General features: G+C 71.0%; 12 protein-coding genes. 4 read left to right on the top strand and 8 right to left on the bottom strand.

The features are described from left to right. Positions 1-21: 21 nt before the first annotated feature. The 4 genes from ACZ561_RS01105 to ACZ561_RS01090 all read right to left on the bottom strand — a co-directional run bounded on the left by ACZ561_RS01105 (position 22) and on the right by ACZ561_RS01090 (position 6,151). Positions 22-1,236: a type III PLP-dependent enzyme gene (locus tag ACZ561_RS01105; RefSeq protein WP_470988038.1), complete on the bottom strand. Its 1,215-nt coding sequence runs from the start codon at positions 1,234-1,236 to the stop codon at positions 22-24. Next, complete coding sequence (locus tag ACZ561_RS01100) at positions 1,233-3,011, bottom strand: IucA/IucC family protein (RefSeq protein ID WP_470988035.1); 1,779 nt, start codon at positions 3,009-3,011, stop codon at positions 1,233-1,235. Before ACZ561_RS01100 ends, ACZ561_RS01105 begins: the two co-directional genes overlap by 4 nt. 126 nt (positions 3,012-3,137) lie before the next feature. Then, complete coding sequence (locus ACZ561_RS01095; protein ID WP_470988033.1) at positions 3,138-4,955, bottom strand: IucA/IucC family protein; 1,818 nt, start codon at positions 4,953-4,955, stop codon at positions 3,138-3,140. Then, positions 4,952-6,151, bottom strand: coding sequence for an ATP-grasp domain-containing protein (locus ACZ561_RS01090; protein WP_470988030.1), 1,200 nt, complete (start codon positions 6,149-6,151; stop codon positions 4,952-4,954). The genes ACZ561_RS01095 and ACZ561_RS01090 overlap by 4 nt, the downstream gene beginning before the upstream one ends. A 248-nt stretch (positions 6,152-6,399) precedes the next feature. Here ACZ561_RS01090 and ACZ561_RS01085 point away from each other — a divergent pair, with 248 nt between their 5' ends. From ACZ561_RS01085 to ACZ561_RS01075, 3 genes are all read left to right on the top strand, one after another. Continuing rightward, a complete protein-coding gene (locus ACZ561_RS01085; protein WP_470988026.1) occupies positions 6,400-7,260 on the top strand; it encodes a (2Fe-2S)-binding protein in 861 nt (286 codons plus the stop codon). A gap of 181 nt (positions 7,261-7,441) precedes the next feature. Next, positions 7,442-8,206, top strand: a complete 765-nt coding sequence (locus ACZ561_RS01080; protein ID WP_470988023.1) for an IclR family transcriptional regulator — start codon at positions 7,442-7,444, stop codon at positions 8,204-8,206. Positions 8,207-8,310: 104 nt separating this feature from the next. Continuing rightward, positions 8,311-9,558 carry a PP2C family protein-serine/threonine phosphatase gene (locus tag ACZ561_RS01075; RefSeq protein WP_470988020.1) on the top strand — a complete coding sequence of 416 codons (1,248 nt, stop codon included), beginning with the start codon at positions 8,311-8,313 and terminating at the stop codon, positions 9,556-9,558. A gap of 30 nt (positions 9,559-9,588) precedes the next feature. Here the strand turns inward: ACZ561_RS01075 and ACZ561_RS01070 are convergent, their stop codons facing one another. Beyond that, entirely contained in the window at positions 9,589-11,310 is a 1,722-nt protein-coding gene (locus tag ACZ561_RS01070; protein ID WP_470988017.1) for an ABC transporter ATP-binding protein, read from the bottom strand. A 121-nt stretch (positions 11,311-11,431) separates the two neighbouring features. Further along, positions 11,432-13,258: an ABC transporter ATP-binding protein gene (locus tag ACZ561_RS01065; protein ID WP_470988014.1), complete on the bottom strand. Its 1,827-nt coding sequence runs from the start codon at positions 13,256-13,258 to the stop codon at positions 11,432-11,434. A 137-nt stretch (positions 13,259-13,395) separates the two neighbouring features. On the opposite strand from ACZ561_RS01065, the gene ACZ561_RS01060 reads away from it, so the two are divergent. Next, the gene (locus ACZ561_RS01060; protein ID WP_470988011.1) at positions 13,396-14,043 is read left to right on the top strand and encodes a TetR/AcrR family transcriptional regulator C-terminal domain-containing protein; all 648 of its coding nucleotides are present in this window, start codon (positions 13,396-13,398) and stop codon (positions 14,041-14,043) included. Positions 14,044-14,159: 116 nt separating this feature from the next. Here the strand turns inward: ACZ561_RS01060 and ACZ561_RS01055 are convergent, their stop codons facing one another. Both ACZ561_RS01055 and polX read right to left on the bottom strand, forming a co-directional pair. Next, positions 14,160-16,058, bottom strand: a complete 1,899-nt coding sequence (locus tag ACZ561_RS01055; protein WP_470988008.1) for an FHA domain-containing protein — start codon at positions 16,056-16,058, stop codon at positions 14,160-14,162. Between the two features lie 231 nt (positions 16,059-16,289). Next, positions 16,290-18,032: a DNA polymerase/3'-5' exonuclease PolX gene (gene polX, locus ACZ561_RS01050; RefSeq protein WP_470988005.1), complete on the bottom strand. Its 1,743-nt coding sequence runs from the start codon at positions 18,030-18,032 to the stop codon at positions 16,290-16,292. Positions 18,033-18,058: the final 26 nt, after the last annotated feature.

Genomic DNA, 18,058 nt, shown 5'->3' with positions numbered 1-18,058 from the left:
TGACCGCTCGGAAGGCGCCCGTCAGCTCCGCGCCCGGTCGAGGAAGTGGAAGCCTGGACGAGGGTGCATGAGGAAGTCGTGGTGCGAGATGTTCCATGCGTACGCCCCCGCGAGACCGAAGGCCACGCGGTCGCCCGCTCTCAGCCCCGGCGCGGGCACATCCCGGGCCAGAAGGTCCTTGGGCGTGCACAGCTGGCCGGTGAGGGTGATCTCGTTCTGCCGGGCGCTCGGTCGCGGCCAGGGATGAGGCCAGGAGTCCACCGGAAGAACGGCGCAGGGCTGGTCGTGTCCCTTGGTCGCCGGCGTGCGCAGGTGGTGTGTGCCGCCTCGGACCACGGCGAACTCCCGACCGTGGCTGCGCTTCACGTCCAGCACGTCGGTGACGTACCAGCCGCAGTAGGCGGTGAGCGCACGCCCCGGCTCGATACGCAGGGTCAGCCCCGGGTGCGCGGCGGCGAGACGGGCGAGGCCGGCGCCGTAAGCGGCCCAGTCGAACCGGCGCTCGGCCGAGGCATAGTCGACGTTCATGCCGCCGCCGACATTCACCTCGGTGAGCGGGGTCCGGTGCCGTGCGGCCAGGGCCTCCGCCCAGGTCACCACGGACCCGGCGACGGCCACCTGTTCCGCGGCCTCCAGGCCGCTGGCCAAGTGGGCGTGTACGCCCCGCAGTTCCAGCTGCGGGTACGCGCCACCGCCGAGGAGACCGACGACCTCGTCGGCCTCGGAGGGGTCGAGGCCGAACGGGCTGGGGAGCCCTCCCATCGCCAGGGAGCTGCCTGCGAGCGAGCCATCGGCGAGCGGGAGGTTGAAGCGGAGCAGGACTCCGATCGGGGAGTGCGACGGCCTGCGGGCGGAGAGCTCGGCGAGCACACGGAGTTCGTGTGCGCTCTCGACGTGGAAACGCGCCACGCCCTGTTCCAGAGCGGCCATGATCTCGGCCGGGGTCTTGCCCGGACCGCCGAAGGCCAGGGGACGGCCCGGGACCGCCTTGCCGACGTGTGCGAGCTCCCCGCCCGAGGAGACCTCGTAGCCGTCGACGTACGGGGCGAGAGCGGAGAGGATCTCCGGCTCCGGGTTGGCCTTGGCCGCGTAGTACAGCTCCACGTTCTCGGGCAGGGCGTGACGAACGGACGTGGCGTGCTCGCGCAGCGCCGCCAGGTCGTAGACATACGCCGGCAGCTCGGTCGCGGGAAGTGCCAGGGCGTGGGAGCGTACTGCGGCGGTGGGGTCGGTCATCGGGTCCTCGGGCGGTTCTGGCTGTGGACGCCGTCGCGCAGCATGTCGTCGGCGAGCGGGGAGGGGAGGCGGACGTAGTCGGCTTCGCGGTCGGCCTTCCGTTCCCAGCGGGTGAGCAGGTTGGCCTTGGCCGGCAGTGGGACCCCGGCCAGGAGCGCGGCGAGCCGCGGCGGGCAGCCGTGCCGGTCCGCGTAGGACCGGAGGGTCGCGCGCACCTGGTTCCAGAGGTCGGGTTCGATCCGCGGGTGCAGGTCGGCGAGGGCGGCGAGCAGCTCGGCGATGTGGTTGACCAGCAGGCAGTACAGCACCCGGTCCCACCCTCGCCGGGCGTCGTAGGTCATGGGCCCGGCGACCTCGGAGGGCAGCGCGGCAAGGGCGTCGGCGTGGTGCTCGGGGAGGAGCTTGGTGCCCTCGAGGTCGCGGAAGAGGACCTGGGCGGGCATCCCGTCGTCGTCGACGCAGACGAGGACGTTCTGGAGATGCGGTTCCATGACGACGCCGTGGTCGAAGTAGGCGGCGAGGACGGGCGGGACGAGCAGATCGAGGTAGGCGGCCCACCAGCTGAGGGCGGTCTGCGGGCCGGCCCCGTCCAGAAGCCGGGAGATGTGGCCGGGGCCGGTCGGGTACTCGTCGGCGACCGCGGCCGCGAGCAGCGGGGTGGTGCCGGGCATCAGGCGCCTGGAGAGCCCCTCGCGGACGATCACTCCGAACCCTTCGAGCAGGGCACGGTCCGGCGTGCCGTCCGGGCCGGGAAGAGAGAGGCTGCGGAAGGCGGGTTCGCGAAGCATCCCGCTGCCGGGGAATCGCGTGGTGAGGTCGGCCAGTACCGGCTCCAGGACACGGGTCAGGGCGACCGCGCCGGAGAGCTCGTAACTGGCGTTCTTGCGCAGGCAGTTGGTGATGCGGATGTTCAGGCTGAACTTCAGGAACGACGCGCCGTCGTACACGGTGCGCAGGGAGGACGTGGCCGCGAACCGTCCTCCGCCCGAGCCCAGGTCGTGGACGTCACCCCGGTCGAACGCAGCGCGCAGCTCCGGGAGTTCGCGCAGCATCTCGTACTGCCAGGGGTGCGCGGGCAGCAGCCGATAGCCGTCCGGGACATCGGGACGCAGTCGGTCGAGCGTTTCGGTTTCGCCGTCTTCGGCGACGAGGTGCTCCCGCACGGCCAGGTGGCGCAGCGGGAAGGACGCCTCGGCCTCGGGTGCGTACGCCGTCCAGGAGGCGGCGTCGTCGCCGCCGCGGGCCTTGGGGGTGGGGTGGAAACGGTGGCCGAACAGCAGCGACTGTTCGGAGGCGACGTAGCGGGAGAACACGCCGAGCGGCGCCTGCCGTGGCCGCGCCGCACGCGTGGCGAGAACGGTGGAGACGGCCTCGTGACTGGAGGCGACCTGGTCCGGGAACTCCTCGTTGCGCACCCCGGTGCGCAGCCACAGCTCCTCCTGGGTGTACGCGGACAGGAGCCGCCAGTCGACCGGCGACCAGCCGCCGCCGGGGCGCCGCTCCAGTACCGGCCCGGCGAAGCGGTGCGCCCCCAGCATGGACGTACGCCGTAGGGCGACCTTCAGCAGCACGCCCGCGCGGGGCAGCCGGAGCAGCAGGTGACCGTCGACGACCGTGGTCTGCCCCTCGGGGCCGGAGACCTCACGCACCAGGCAGTTGAGGAGGGTGTGGACCACGGCCGTGTCCGCGGTGGGCAGTTCGGTGGGGGCAACCGGGACCGCGGGGGCAGGGGCGCCGGGAGGTGGCACGGTATCGAGCGATTCGGTGAGCGACATCAGGGGCTCCAGCACGTGCGGGGAGAGCGAAGGTCGGAAGGCAGGGGGCGTTTCGGCTCGTCGTCTCCACCCCTGGGGCTTTGAGCGGGACGCGAACGGCGACGAGACACGGTGGCACGGCGGGACTCAGTGCGAGATGCCGTTGGTGCGCAGGTAGTTGGGGCCGGTGGTGTAGTGCTTGTTGATGTCGATCGCGCCCGAGCGTTCCTTGGTGAGCAGGGTGCCGGCGGAGACCATGGCCTTGACCGGTAGCTCCGGGGCGTCCAGGACGTGGGTTCTCAGGATCGCGCCCGGCTGCCCCGGGTCGGTACCGAGCCGTTCGACGGCTTCCGCCAGCCGGTCGCGGACGAGCCCGAGCAGTACGTGCAGCGGGGCACGGCCGTGCCGGGCCAGACCGAAGGCGAAGGCCCCCGCGCAGAGGTGGACCGTGATGGTGGCGAACAGGTCGATGACGGGCCTGTCCTCGTCGCCGAAGATCCGGGCGTCGTCGAAGGTGGACGGGTCGGGCGCGTCGCCGGCCAGGGCGTCCCGCATACGGGCCGTGTTGATGCGCGGGCCGTCGTTGTCCTTGAGGAGCAGCCGCAGGCGGGGGCGGCCGTCCGGTCCGTCGTCCAGCACCAGAGAGACGTTCTGCTGGTGTGATTCGAGCGCGATGCCGTAACCGAAGAGAGTGGTCTGCCAGTCGAAGAGCAGGGTCAGGGCGGCATCGAGCAGGGCGACCGGGTCGCCACGGTAGTAGCGGTCGGCGAGGTGGTCGATCAACGGTCGGCCGCCGGGGGCCCGGCTCAGCAGCGCGGCCATGGGCACGACGACGCAGTCGTCGAGACCGGCCGGGTATCGGCGGACCAGGAAGGCGAGAAGTTCGTGCCCGGCATGGGCGTAGGCCGTCTCGTCGGCGACGAGGACCGTGTCGCGAAAGCGCGGCTCGTGGGCGATCACCGTTTCCAGCAGCCGCTGGCCGGCGGCGCCGTCGACGAGCGTGCCGGGCTTGATGGTCCGGCGGTTGCGCAGGCCCAGGGTGGAGGTGGCCAGGGGCAGTTTGAGGTGGACGGCCGGGTCGGCCGCGAGGGCCACCGTCCGCATCGACAGCGTCGCCACGACCTCGAGGTACGCGGGCTCGGCGAGGACGGCCGTTTCCTCCAGGCCGGTGGCGCGCAGGGCCTCACGCAGGGGGGCGCCGACCGTGAGCGGGTGTACGGGGAGCGCGATGTGCGTGGGGAGGAGGTCCGGCAGCCCGAGCGTCGCCGGTGTCGGCCAGTGGAGGGGAAGGCTCGGGTCGGCTTCGGGCACGGTGACGGCCTGCCGGGGTACGACGATCCAGCGCAGCGCGAAGGAGGAATGGAACTCCGGCGCATGGGCCCGCAGTTGGGGCTCGTCGAGCCCGGTGCGACCTCGCGCGGTGGGATAGACGGGATGGTCGATGCGGGCGGCGAGGGTGTCGTGGGCCAGCCCCCCGGCGAGGCCGGTCCACGCAGCGGGGTCGGCTCCGTAGCGGGCGGTGAGAAGTCCGCCGACCTCGCCGCGCGTACGGGCGTGCAACCGCATGGTGGCGAGAGTCTGTCGGCATTCTTCGGCGAAGGCCTCGAAGCCGCCCCGATCGGCCGGGTCCGCGCATGCGGCCAGGGCATCGACGATCTCCGCGGTGGTGGTCAGCTCCCGACCGTCCGACTCCCGTACGAGCATGGGAAGTCGAGCGGTGGTCGCGCTCTGGAATCCGTCGTCGGCGAGCGGCAGCAGCAAGGCGTCCTCACCGGCGGAGGCGGCGAGCCGCAGCCACGGGCCGTCCGTCCGTTCCACCCTCACGCCGTGGGTGCGCAGACCCACGACGTCCTCCCGCAGGAACGCACCGAGCACACGCAGGAGCAGGTCGCGTTCGCAGGCATCCGGGGCATCAGGCATCTCGGGGGTGAAGGAGGTGGCGCCCGGGGTGGTCGTGGCGGTCATGGGGTGATCTCCCAGCGTTGTGCGGCGAGGAAGCCGGCGACCACCTGGTCGACCGCGTCCTGGCCGGGCCCCATCGCGCGGAGCACCCCGAGGTAGTCGCGGTTGGTCCGGTACAGCTCGTGGCGCTCGCCGAGCTCGCGCAGCGGCCGGTACGTCAGCTTCACACCGTCCTGGACCAGGTCGACGGCGGCGGGCGCGGCGGTGAGCATCCCGGCGCGATCGGCGCACGGGTACGCGAGCCGGGCGGCCCGCTCGGTGCGGGCGCCGAGAACCCGTGGCAGCGGCTCCCCCAGATGCGTCCGCAGGATGTGCTCGAACAGCGGGATTCCCAGGAGCCGGGCGAGCAGCAGGTCGCATTGGTCCCCTACGGCACGGTAGTTGACCTCGATGATGCGGGCCCGCCCCTCGTGCACCACGAACTCGGTGTGACAGACACCGAATCCGACGCCCAGCGCGTCGAGCTGCGCGAGGACCTGCCCGACGACGGGTTCGGGATGCGAAACCACGAAGGTCATGGCCCGCTCGATGAAGTACGGCGGTGGTGACACCTCGGTGTGGAACCCGCCCAGGACATGGCGTGTGCGGCCGTCACCGAGCGTCTCCACGGTGTACAACTCGCCCGTGAGGTACTCCTCGACGACCAGCGCCGCCTCCGGCCGCCGCGCCTGGATCTCCTTGCAGCGCAGCACGAGCTCCGCGGGCCCGTCGACGAGCACCACGTCCTCGCTGGCCACGCCCTCCCGTGGTTTGAGCACGCACGGGTACGGGACGTCGGCGAACTCCCCTTCGGTGAGTTCGGCCGGGTCCCGCCCGGGACCGATCTCCCTCGACCAGACCGTGTCGGCGCCGGTGGCGGCGAGGTGACGGCGCATCTGCGCCTTGTCCTTGGCTCGGAGTGCGGCCTGCCAGCTCTTGCCCGGCAGACCGAAGTAGTCGGCGGCCAGGGCGGCCTGGGTCTGCAGGTGGTCGCTGTTCGTGAAGATCCCGTCGGGTGTGCGGTGCGTCGAGATCCGGGTGATCACCGCACGGAAATCACGTACGTCGCACGCCAGGACCTCGATGCCGGGACCGCGGTAGCGATGTGCCGCGGGCTGGTCCGTGAGCACGGTGACGTCCAGGCCGAGCCGGGCGGCGGCCGGAAGGAAGCCCTCCGTGACCGAGTCGGTCGGGTTGAGGGCGAGGAGATACAACCGCACGGGCGGCCCCTTCGGGTCGGGTGGTGAGTGGTGTCGGCGCACGGCGCCGGTCGCGGCGTGGCGGTTCGGCGCGCCCCGGTGTCGCCACCGACTGCGCAGCCTAAGTTAGGCAAACCTAAGTTCTCAACTTCCGCTCACCTCGAGCGACCTGACCCCCGGTCATGAGCTGGATCGACTCCACGTAAGGTGAGGCTTACCTTATTTCAAACCCGCCGACGCGACGCGTCGTCGACACGCGAAGGAGTGGGATGGCCATGGCACCGGGAACCGCGGCGGCGCCACACGCCGTGAGCTCGACCGCCGCCCTCACCGGCACCTACGGCCGCGTCATCACGCTGTGCGACGCACTCGACGCCCGGACCGCTCTCCCGGGCAGGCCCCCGGCGGACTGCGTCACCGGCGCCGACCTGGCCCAGGACGAACACGCGCTGGACGCCTTCATCCACGCCGAGACGGTCCGCATCCACGAGCGCCACGGGCACACCCCCCGCCGAGACGTCGCCGCGTCCCGCGCACTCCACGACTACCTGTGGTCCGTCAGCCTGCTGATGAGCGGCCCGTGGCGTCTGGAGCGTCGCGTGCCGCGACTTCACCCGGCGGAGGTCCGGCTGGACCTCACGACGGCCGCATTCGAGGTCGTACCCGGTGCCGACTTCGCCTGCCTGCCGGACGACCCGGCGTCCGGACTGCCCGGCACCCGGGTGATCGGCCACGAGGAGGCATTGCGCGCCGAGTTGCGCGCCGCCGTCGTCGATCACGCACGCCCCCTGATCGCCGCGATCGGCACCCATGTGCGGCGTGGGCCGAGGGCTCTGTGGGGCATGGTGGCCGACGATCTGGTCTCCGGCATCTGGTACCTCGGCCGCATGCTCGACCGGGAGGACGAGGCCGTGCGGGCCGCGACGGAGCTGCTCCCGCACGGCATCCCGCCCTTCCCGGGTGGCGCCGACTTCAGACGGCTGACCGGCCCCGGCGGCCGGGGCCACCACACGCGCACCCGGCTCGGATGCTGCCTCTACTACAAGCTCGACCGAGCTCAGGCGTGCCTGACCTGTCCCCGCACATGCGACGCGGAACGCGTCCGGAGGCTGGAGGACGTCGACGAGTGAACGGTGGACCGCTCCTGGAAGCGGTCCACGGTTTCCGTCCCGCGCCGGGTCCGCGGGCCCCGAAGAACGACGTAGGCCGTCCGTGGAGTGATCCACCCACGCCGGCGGCGTCACGCCGTGCGGCGGCGCGCGGAGCCGAATGGGAATTGCCTGTACCGCGCACCCGGCGCACGCTGGTCGTATGGCTGCCCACGATGGCCCCGGCCCTACGCTCATCACGTCCGTGCAGCGGGCCTTCCGCCTGCTGGAGGCCGTGAGCGCGCACGGGAACGGCGCGCCGGCGAAGCAGCTGGCACGGGAGACGGGGCTGCCCCTGGCCACCGCCTACCACCTGCTGCGGACCTTGGTCCATGACGGATATCTGCGGAAGCTGGACGACGGCGGGTTCGTCCTGGGCGACAAGGTGCAGACGCTCCACACCACCGGCCGCGGGCAGGCGCTGCTGAGCAGGGTCCGTCCGGCGCTCGCCGCGCTGCGCGACGAGTGCGCGACCGCCGCCTACCTCACCTTCTACGAGGACGGCGAGATCCGGGTCGCCGAGATCGTCGACAGCCCCCGGGCGCCCCGGGTCGACCTCTGGGTGGGAATGGAGGACGCCGGTCACGCCACGGCGCTGGGGAAGTCGGTGCTGCGGGAGCTGGACGAGGACTCCCGCAAGGACTATCTCTCCCGGCACCACCTGGCGGATCTCACACCGCGGACGATCACCCACGTTCCGGAACTGCTCCGGCAGCTCGACTCCACTCCTCTGGCCCCGGCCGTCACGGACATGGAGGAGTACAGCCTCGGCACGGTCTGTGTCGCGGTGCCCGTGTACAGCGGGGACACGCTCGGCTCGCTCGGCGTCTCCCTGCGGGCGGACCGGGTCTCCCGCCTCGAGGAGATCCGGAGGCGGCTGGTCCCTGCCGCGAGTCGCGTGACCAGGGGCCTCTCGCTCACTATCTGAAAATCGTGCCCTTGTGACGCTCGGCACTCATCACCTTTCCTGGATGAAACAGACATTCGCGGAGCGCACATGCTCCGCGCACAGGTGAGGACTGCGGGCGATACATGAGTCACACCCGAGAGCACGGCGGCGCACACGAGCCGATACGGCCGCCGAGGAAGCACGGGGTCACCCCCGGGTCGGTGGCCCGGAAGCGCGTCGCGGTGCAGCTCGCCTCGGGTACGCCCGTACTGCCCGTGCTGATCGTTTCCGTCATCGTCGTCGTCGACCTCCTCGGCGGAGCCGGGCTGACCTGGCTGCCGCTGCTCGCCGCCGGGCCCGCACTGGCCGCCACCACCAACGGGCCTCGCGGAGTCCTGTGTGTCGGTCTCCTCGCCGGGGTGCTGGGCGTGACGCTCGGCATCCGCGACGGTGCGCCGAGGAATGAGCTCGCAGCCGTACTGTCCGCCCTGGGGGCCGTCACCCTGGCCAGTGGCCTGGCCAGCGCGTTGCGCGGGCGTCGCGAGCGGGTGCTCGCCGCCGTCCGCTCGGTCGCCGAGGCCGCCCAGCACGCACTTCTCCAGCCCGTTCCGGCCGTCGTCGGCCCGTTCCAGGTGGCCGTCCGCTACAGCGCCGCGGCCGCGGAGGCCCGTATCGGCGGTGATCTCTACGCCCTCGTGCCCACGCCGTACGGCGTTCGGCTGATCGTCGGCGATGTACGCGGCAAGGGGCTGCCGGCCGTGGGGGTCGCTGCTCTGGTGCTCGGGGTCTTCCGCGAGGCCGCCTACGAGGAACCCGATCTCCTCGCCGTCGTCGACAGGATCGAGCGGAGTCTGGCCCGTAACCTCCGCTGCGACGACTTCGTCACCGCCGTGGTCGCCGGGCATCCCCGGCCCGGCGTGCTGGAAGTCGTGAACTGTGGGCACGCACCTCCGCTGCTGGTCCGCGGATCCTCGGTCGCGCCGGTGGAACCCGCCCACCCGGCCCCGCCCCTCGGCCTGCGCGCCCTCACGGGCGAGACCCCCGGCCTGCATGTCCTGCCCTTCGCGGACGGTGATCAGCTGCTGCTCTACACCGACGGGGTCACCGAGGCCCGCGACCGCGGCCGCGAGTTCTACCCGCTCGCCGAGCGGCTGGCGCAGCACCTGTCCGACGAACCGACGCGTACCCTCGCGGCGCTCCACGACGAACTGCTGGCGCACGTGGGAGGCCGACTGCACGACGACGCGGCGCTGCTCCTGCTCCGCAAGCCCACGGCTCCGGAAGCAGCGATCGTTCAAGCGGTGTCCTCGGCGGAGGGAGAGGTCATCGACGTCCAGAGCCTTCGGTACGGGCAGGGCCGGCTCCGACACGGCCAGGACCGCCTGGCGTGACGCCCGGCCGAGCGGCCCGGCCGATCTCTCTCAGCCGAACGTCGTCGCGGGGGACGCCAGGGTGAGCTTCCAGAAGTCGGCGTAGCGGCCGCCACGGCGTAGCAGATCGTCGTGGCTGCCCTCCTCGACGATGCGGCCGGCATCGAGGAAGACGATGCGGTCGGCATGCTGGACGGTGCGCAACCGGTGAGCCACCACCACCACGGTCCGTCCCGCCATCAGGCGCTCGATGCCGGCGTGGACGGCGGCCTCGTTGACGGGGTCCAGCGCGGAGGTGATCTCGTCGAGGAGCACGATCGGCGCGTCCTTCAACAGGGCCCGGGCGATCGAGACGCGCTGGCGCTCGCCGCCCGACAGGCGGGCCCCGCCCTCTCCGACGGTGGTCGACCATCCCTGCGGCAGGCGCCCGATCACCTCGTCCAATCGCGCCGCAGCCGCGGCTGCCCGTACCTCGGCGTCGGTGGCGCCGGGGCGCCCCAGACGCACGTTGTCCTCGATCGTGCCGTCGAAGAGATAGACGTCCTGGAAGACGATGGCGAACTGTGCCATCAGCGCCTCGGTTCGGACGGCGCGCACGTCCGCGCCGCCGATGCGCACAACGCCCGCGTCCACGTCGTAGAACCGCGCGAGCAGCTGCAGCAGGGTGGTCTTCCCCGCGCCCGACGGCCCCACCACGGCCAGCCGCTGCCCTTCGGGGACGGACAGCGACAGGCCGTCGAACACCGCGCGCCCCTCGTGCCGGAAGGCGACCGACGCGAACTCCAGCCCGTGGCCGACCGGCTCGACCGGCTCGGGGGCCTGCGGCAGCGGCTCCGTACGCAGCACCGCGTCGATCCTCTCCAGCTCGCCACGCGCGCCGCGCAGCCTGCCGCCGAGGTCGGCCAGCGACAGCAGCGGATCCGCGCATCGCGCGGCCAGCACCAGGACCGTCAGCAGCTCCGCGGCCCCGATACCTCCGCCGAGCGCGAGGTACGCACCCAGCACCAGCACCGCGGTGAACACCGCCTGCACCGTCAGCGTCAGGCCCAGCGCGCCGGGCAGCGCGGTCAGCGTGGACCGACGGGAGGCACTCTGGACCTGCCGCAAGGCGTCGTCGAGGAGACCGAACCGTTCGGCGGTCCGGCCGCCGGCGCGCAGCACGGGCTGGGCCCGGAGGTATTCGATGACCCTCCCGGTGGCCTCGCGGTCGCGTGCGGCACGCTCCGCCTCCTCGGCCGCCGCGGAACGTCCGGCCAGGATCTGGATCGCCACCACGACGGGGACGGCGGTCAGCGCGGCCAGGCCCAACTGCCAGTTGAGGAAGAGGATCACGACGACGATCGTCAGCGGCGTCACGGCGGCGGAGACGACCGGTGCCAGCAGGTGCGCGAGCACGCTCATGGCCCGGAGAACGCCCTGACCGGCCAGGACGGACACCTCTCCCACCCGAGCCGCGCCGTACCAGCCGAGCGGCAGCCGGGCCAGATGGTCGCCGAGTCGGTGGTACACGCCGCGCAGCAGCGCGGTGCCGACGCGGAACCCCGAGAGGTCGCTGAGGTAGCGCAGCACCGCGTAGGCCGCCACCGTGGCCCCGAACGCGCCCAGCCAGGGCCAGGCGTGGTCCGGCTCGCCCCCGAGCAAAGCCCGCAGTACTGGTGTCAGCAGAGCGTAGGACAGGCCCTCCAGGACCGCTGTCGCGGCCATCAGGGCGAGGGTGCGGAGCATCGGCCGGGCATGCTGGTGGCCCAGCACGCGCAGCAGTACGCGGATCATCGGGAATCGACTCCTCACTGATGGATGGGGGTTCGCGGACACGTCGCCAACGGATCGGCCGGGCCGTGCGTCCGGGGGTTCGCGGACACGTCACGCCCCGGATCGACCGGGCCGTGCGTTGTCACGGCCGCTCCCCCGATCCGGGTGGGCCCGCCGGTCCTGAGCGCCACAGCGCGGAGAACTTCCCCTCGGTGTCGAGCAGTTCACCCGGCGGGCCGTGCTCGACGACGACTCCGTCCTCCAGGACCGCAATGGCGTCGGCGCCCGCGACCGTCTCCAGGCGATGCGCGACGACGAGGACCGTTCGGTCCTCCCGCAATGTGTCCAGGGCGCGGCGGATCGCCCGCTCGGTGAGCGGATCGGCGAAGGAGGTCGCCTCGTCGAGCACCAGGACGGGGGTGTCGGCCAGCAGCGCCCGGGCGAGCGCGATCCGTTGGGCCTCGCCGCCCGACAGTCGGGCGTCCTCGCCGATCACCGTCTCGTACCCTCGGGGCAGTTCGAGGATGCGGTCGTGGACGTTCGCCAGACGGGCGGCGAGCACCACCTCGTCCTGGCCGGCGTCCGGTACCGCCAGCGCGATGTTGTCGGCGATCGAGGCGCGCAGCAGATGGACGTCCTGGAAGACGAAGGAGACCTGCCGGTACAGCTCCCGGCTGCCCAGCTCGCGCAGATCGACGCCGCCCAGGCGTACCGAGCCGCTCGTCGGGTCGACGAACCGCGGCAGCAGCTGGACCAGCGTGGACTTGCCGCTTCCCGACGGTCCGACGAGCGCCGTGACCGTACCCGGCTCCAGCACGAGGTTGATCCCGCGCAGTACGTCGTGACCCGCTTCGTAGGCGAAGCGAACGTCCCGCAGCTCCACCCGGTGGCCCCGGGGCGCGACCGGATCGGCCGGCTCCGGCAGCGGCGGCACCGCGAGCACGTCGCGGATCCGGCCGACCGCGCGCCGGGCGGCCTGCAGCTCGTCGAAGCCATGCCCGAGCGCCGCCACCGGGGCGGTCAGCCCGAGTCCCAGCAGCAGGAACGGCAGCAGGTCGGCCGGGGCCATCCCCCCGCCGGCGATCAGTGCCGCGCCGCCGATCAGAACGGTCAGCAGAACGAACGGAGGCGAGAGAACGAGCTGCATTCCCGCGGCAGTCGGTGAGATCCCGCGCACCCAGCGACCGAAGACAGCGACGAAGTCGTCGGCGGCGGCACGGAACTCGCGGTGGGCGCGCTCGCCCCCGCCGAAGGCCTTGACCACGGCGATGCCCTGGACGAACTCCACGACGGAGCGCGCGATCCGCGCCATCGCCGAGTCGAAGTCGGCCTGCTCGCGCAGCCGAGCCGGGGTCATCATCAGCGGGACCAACGCCACCGCCGCGACCACCGGGATCAGTGTGATCAGCGTCAGCCGCCAGTCGATGGTGAACAGGTAGACCAGCGACACCAGCGGCACGACGAAGGCGGATGCCAGCTCTCCGGGCGTGTGGGCGATGAACGGGTGCACGGCGCCGACGTCATCGCCCACCAGCTTGGCCAGTTCACCACCATGGCGTCGGGAGAGCCAGCCGATCGGCACGCGACCCAGGCGAGCGGCCAGCTGCCGACGCAACGCCAACTGCACCCGCCCGTCGAGCAGATGCCCGATTCCTGCCGCAGCGGCCGTCAGCAGCAGCTTGACGAGCAGGCCCGCCGCGCCCGCGACCACGACGAGCCGGACATGACCCGGGTCGACCGGACCGGGTTCGAGCAGGAGCCGGCCCAGCTCGACGACCGCGAGCAGCGGCGCCAGCCCCGCGACCGCGCCGACGACCTGCAGGACGATCACCGCGGCGAAGCCCCCTGCGTAAGGCCGCAGCAGTCCTGCCGCACCCGGCCCCTCCGGGGGCTGCGCCCGGGCGGGACCGGCATCGTCCGGTGGCCGCGTGGGCTCTTTCCTCGCTTCGGCGGGCTCGGTGATGGTCATCGTCCGCTCGTCCTCTCGTCCCCGTCGAGGCTTCGAACATCGATTCTTACGATGTAAGGCCGTTTCAGGACGCTATACTTACAGCGTAAGAATCGTCAATCGGTCCGTGATGGGTACGGCATGGAAGGAGCGGCGCCATGGCGGCCCAGAGGGCTCCCGGGCAGCGTGCGGGGCTCACTCGGCAGGCCGTCCTCGAGGCGGCACTGCGACTCGTCGACCAGGAGGGGCTCAAGGCCCTGTCGATGCGGAGGCTCGGCGCAGAACTGGGTGTGGAGGCGATGACCCTCTACCACCACGTGCCGAACAAGACCGCCCTGCTGGACGGGATGATCGAGCAGGTCGTCGCCGAGGCGGTCCCCCCGGCGTTCGGTGCCGACACCTGGCGGGAGGACCTGAGTGCCTACGCCCACGCGCTGGTCGCCGCGCTCGACGCGCATCCGCACGCCGTGCCGTTGCTGCTCTCCCGGCCCGCCATGACGCCCCGCAATCTGCGGACACTGGAGGCAGTGGTGGAGATGCTGCACGGGGCGGGCTTCCCCCTGCCCAGGACCCTGGACGTTCTCTACTCGCTGACCAGTTTCGTCGTCGGCCACGCAGCCGCCCAGGTGGGCCGTGTCGACGGGGCCGGCAGCCTGGCCTCGTTGGCCCCGGAGACGTACCCACTCCTGGTCGCCGCGGCCCGGGAGGCGGGCGAGGACACGGCCGCGGCACGCTTCGACTTCGCTCTCGACGCGCTGCTGGCCGGATTCGAGAGAGAGCTCGCGGGCACCTCGCCCGCCGGGTGAGGGCGGTCGATGCCCGTTTCACCCGGGCAAGCCCTCACCCATGCGTAGGTGGTGACGACCTTCACGCGCGCGCCGCGGGTGCCAGGGGCGGTTCGCCCCCGGCACCCGTTCCGTGATCACGTCGCGGCGGGAGCCTTCTCGGGGGCGGTCTCGGCCGGCGAGTCCTGCCGGTAGAAGATGTCGATGTCCACCTCTTCGCCCCCGACGATCAGGGTGTCCCACGCCCCGCTCTCCAACAGGGTCCGCAGGGTACTGGAGTTGAGGGTTTCCAGGTGGTCCCGGAGCGTCGAGTCGTCAGGCATGCCGGGGACGCGTGACGACAACCGGTCACGAATGCCCCGCAGCCGTTCCATGAGCGCGTCGGTGTCCGCCTTCCTGTCCAGCTCCTGCCCTTCGGACTCTTCGATGCTCCGCGCGATCTTCTCCTTGATCGCGCAGCTGACCCCGTTCTCGTCGGTGGTGATCATCGTGTTCCAGGCTCGGCTCTTGTGCCGGTACTGGAGCATGGACATGGCCGCCTCGTGGCGTGCGAAGTCGGCGTCCCGGAACGGCCTTCCGGTCCATGCTCCGTTGAGGGACCGAGCCAGCGAGATGGCAGAGCCCAGTCCACTGTTGAGCCCGCGTCCCGGCCAGAAATGGATGGCGTTGGCGGCGTCGCCGAGCAGGAACCCGTAGGTCCCCGGAGTGGTCGACGTGGCCGAGCGCAGCCGGGTCGTGAACCTGGGCCGCTGCACCATGTCGAGCCGGAAGGCCGTGACGGCGCTCAGGTCCCTCTCGGCGACACCGAACAGCGCCAGCCCCTCCAACACCCGCTTCCACAGGGCCGAACCCCTGACCATCGCGGGCAGGAAGAGCGTGCTGTGCGTCGAACACTGGAAGTCGCCGTGATCGTCCCGCCCCATGACGCACGGGCGTGAGGCGATGCAGTCCTCGAACACATGCCGCACCGGATCGATACCGACCACTTCCGCGGCCTCGGCATCGGTGAGCCGCATGTTCAGGAACCCCTCGCCGCGAAGGGCATTGAGGAGGAACCGGTTCTGAGCCACGGTCAGCAGGACCGTCATGGGGTCCGTCAGAGTCGATGCGACGCGCAGGCCCAGGACGACATCCTGGATGTGCTGACCGTGCAGCGAGTAGATGGACTTGTCGGCGTTGCCGAACTTGTCGGTGAAATACTCCCGCGTTCGGGAGCGGCCTCCCTCGCACACAGCGAGCACGTGGTCCTTGGACTCGGCCGTGTGGTACTCGGCCGGGTCGAACGCCTCAGGAACCAGCCGAATCCGATCCGGCTTTTCGTTGGCCAATTCGAGGAGGGTGTCCTCGATGTAGGCGATCCGCAGGTTTCTCGGGTTGTAGCCACGGAGCGAGTCGGGACCCACCGGCCACATCTCGGAGTACGCGTCGCCGCGGAACAGCCGCTCCTGCACCTCTTCGGGGAGGTTCAGGTACTGGCGGCTCTGCACGGTGACGACCTGCTGTCGCCTGACGTTGCCCTGCCCCTCGCTCTTCCAGACGACATTCGCCCCGTCCTGTACCCACCGACCGTCGTACACGGTGATGGCCACACGAGGCCCCATGAGGTGTTCCAGGAGCAGAGCGAAACTCAGGCCGACGGGGCCACCGCCCGTGACCGTGACGTTGAGCACGGGCCCTGCCGCCGGCGTCGCCCGGGCGGGCGTGAGCGGCCGCAGCACGGAGAGGTCGAGGATGGTCTCCATCGCATCGGCAGCTTCGAAGCGGAACGTCTCCGTTCCTATCTCGACGAGATCTCCGGGCTGCAGTTCGTGCGATGTCACACGGACCCCGTTGACTCGCGTTCCATTACTGCTGCCGCTGTCGTACAGCACGAATCCATGGCGCTCGCGACGCACTTCGGCGTGAAAGCGTGAGACGTTCCCCCCGGTTATCACGACACTGTTGTCGCTGTTGCGGCCCAGGGTTACCGGTGTGGCGCCGATCGGATAGCTCTGTCCTGTCAGTGAGCCTTGATGGCCGACAAGTCGAGGCGGCATGGGTCACCCAATTCCATGAGTCACGGATCCGATGACGAAATGCGGAACCGGTCACGAGCAACAGCACCCTGCACCACACACCGCGAGTCGACCGGCACGCAGAGCAATCTTAATCCGGCCGTGAGGCCGCTGAGAAGGCGTCCGAGCCGCCCGGCCACCACACGGTCCTCGTCGCCGAACACCCCTGTGCCACAAGGCAGGTGCGCCGTGCCCACCGGCGGGCGTCACGCTTCAGCCGCCCTTGTTGCGCATGCCCCGCTTGCTCAGAAACCGGCGCAGCTTCGTCAGCGGCCACGTGTTGATGACGTCGTCCGTCGTCAACCAGCCGCGCTGGGCCGTGGCCACCCCGTAGCGCATGTACGGCAGATGCGTGATGGCGTGCCCATCGGAGCTTACGGCGAACTTCACGCCGTACCGTTTCGCTCGCAGGATGTCCTCGTCGCACAGGTCGAGCCGCTCGGGATGCGCGTTGATCTCCAGAGCCGTGCCCGCCCGCGCACATGCCTGGAAGACCGCGTCGAAGTCGGCGTCGACGCCCGGGCGTTTGCCGATCCGACGGGTCGTGGGATGGCCGATGACGGCGACGTACGGGTTCTCGCAGGCACGGATCAGCCGGCGGGTGAGTTCCCGCCGGCTCTGGTTGAAGTGGGAGTGGACCGAGGCCACACAGATGTCGAAGTCCGCGAGGAACTCGTCGGGCCAGTCCAGCGAGCCGTCCGGGCCGATGTTGAGTTCCGTGCCGTGCAGCAGCCGCATCCTGTGGTGGACGCCGTCGAGTGCGCGTACCCGCTCGCGCTGGGCGAGGATCTTCTCGTCGGTCATACGCTGCATGTACAGGTTCGGGGCATGGTCGGTGACGGCGTAGTAGGCGTATCCGCGGGCCGCGGCGGCGGCGATCATGTCCTCCAGCGGGGCCAGCCCGTCGGTGAGGTCGGTGTGGGTGTGCAGATCGCCGCGGATGTCCTTCTCGGTCAGGATCTCGGGGAGTTCGCCGCGCAACCCGGCCTCGATCTCGCCGCGGTCCTCGCGCAGCGTCGGCGGGATCCAGGGCAGCCCGAGCCTCTCGTAGATCGCTTCCTCCGTCGCGGACGTCAGGCTCTCGCCGCTCTCGGCGTCGAAGAGTCCGTACTCCGACAGCTTGAGGCCTTGGCGCACCGCGAGTTCGCGCGTGCGGATGTTGTGCGCCTTGGAGCCGGTGAAGTACTGCAGCCCCGCGCCCCAGGAGGTTGGGGGAAGGACCCGCAGGTCCACCTGGAGTCCCGCGACGGTCCGTACTGAGGTCTTCTTCTCACCCTGCGCGATGACCTCGGCCGTGGACGGAAGGGCGACTAGGGCGTCCATGAAGGGGGCCGATCGGCGCGCCGCCACCAGGATGTCGATGTCCCCGATGGTCTCCTTCATACGGCGGAGGGATCCCGCGTACGTGCATCGGACGCAGCCGCGGATCTCCGAGAGCTCCGCGACGAGCTGCTCGGCGATGTCCATGGCGGCGCTGACGAGGATCCGGCCCTCGCCGGCCTTCCGCAGGACCGAGATGCCGTGCAGGATGTTCTCCTCGGTCCGCTCCCCGAAGCCCTTCAGGTCGCGCAGCCGTTCCTGGTGAATGGCGTCGATCAACTGGTCGACGGTGGTGGTGCCCAGCTCCTCGTACAGGACCATGGCCTTCCGTGGCCCCAGCCCCGGAATCGCGATCAGCTCGCGCACTCCTGCCGGCACGGCCGTCCGGGCCTCGTCGACGACGGACATACGGCCGGTCCGCAGGTACTCCAGGATCTTGTCGGCGACGGACTTGCCGACGTTCGGAATCTCACGCAGCCCCTTCGCGTCCAGTGTGGAGACGTCCTGCGGGTAGCCCCCCACGGCACGTGCGGCCTTCTCGTAGGCCCTCGCCTTGAAGGCCTCCCCTCCCCGGATCGCGATGAACTCTGCGTACTCCTGGAGCAGCGCCTCGACCTGGTCGTTGGCTCGGGCCATGCCTCCAGGGTGCCCCCCACCGGCCG

It is taken from the genome of Streptomyces sp. NPDC039609 (assembly GCF_055596705.1).
The sequence above is the reverse complement of the archived record's forward strand: the minus strand, read 5'-3'. Positions and strand labels throughout refer to the sequence as shown.

Bases quoted from the DNA above. Each gene is read 5' to 3' on its own strand.
- ACZ561_RS01105 (WP_470988038.1), bottom strand. From the start codon at position 1,236: ATGACCGACCCCACCGCCGCAGTACGCTCCCACGCCCTGGCACTTCCC.
- ACZ561_RS01100 (WP_470988035.1), bottom strand. From the start codon at position 3,011: ATGTCGCTCACCGAATCGCTCGATACCGTGCCACCTCCCGGCGCCCCT.
- ACZ561_RS01095 (WP_470988033.1), bottom strand. From the start codon at position 4,955: ATGACCGCCACGACCACCCCGGGCGCCACCTCCTTCACCCCCGAGATG.
- ACZ561_RS01085 (WP_470988026.1), top strand. From the start codon at position 6,400: ATGGCCATGGCACCGGGAACCGCGGCGGCGCCACACGCCGTGAGCTCG.
- ACZ561_RS01080 (WP_470988023.1), top strand. From the start codon at position 7,442: ATGGCTGCCCACGATGGCCCCGGCCCTACGCTCATCACGTCCGTGCAG.
- ACZ561_RS01075 (WP_470988020.1), top strand. From the start codon at position 8,311: ATGAGTCACACCCGAGAGCACGGCGGCGCACACGAGCCGATACGGCCG.
- ACZ561_RS01070 (WP_470988017.1), bottom strand. From the start codon at position 11,310: ATGATCCGCGTACTGCTGCGCGTGCTGGGCCACCAGCATGCCCGGCCG.
- ACZ561_RS01065 (WP_470988014.1), bottom strand. From the start codon at position 13,258: ATGACCATCACCGAGCCCGCCGAAGCGAGGAAAGAGCCCACGCGGCCA.
- ACZ561_RS01060 (WP_470988011.1), top strand. From the start codon at position 13,396: ATGGCGGCCCAGAGGGCTCCCGGGCAGCGTGCGGGGCTCACTCGGCAG.
- ACZ561_RS01055 (WP_470988008.1), bottom strand. From the start codon at position 16,058: ATGCCGCCTCGACTTGTCGGCCATCAAGGCTCACTGACAGGACAGAGC.
- polX (WP_470988005.1), bottom strand. From the start codon at position 18,032: ATGGCCCGAGCCAACGACCAGGTCGAGGCGCTGCTCCAGGAGTACGCA.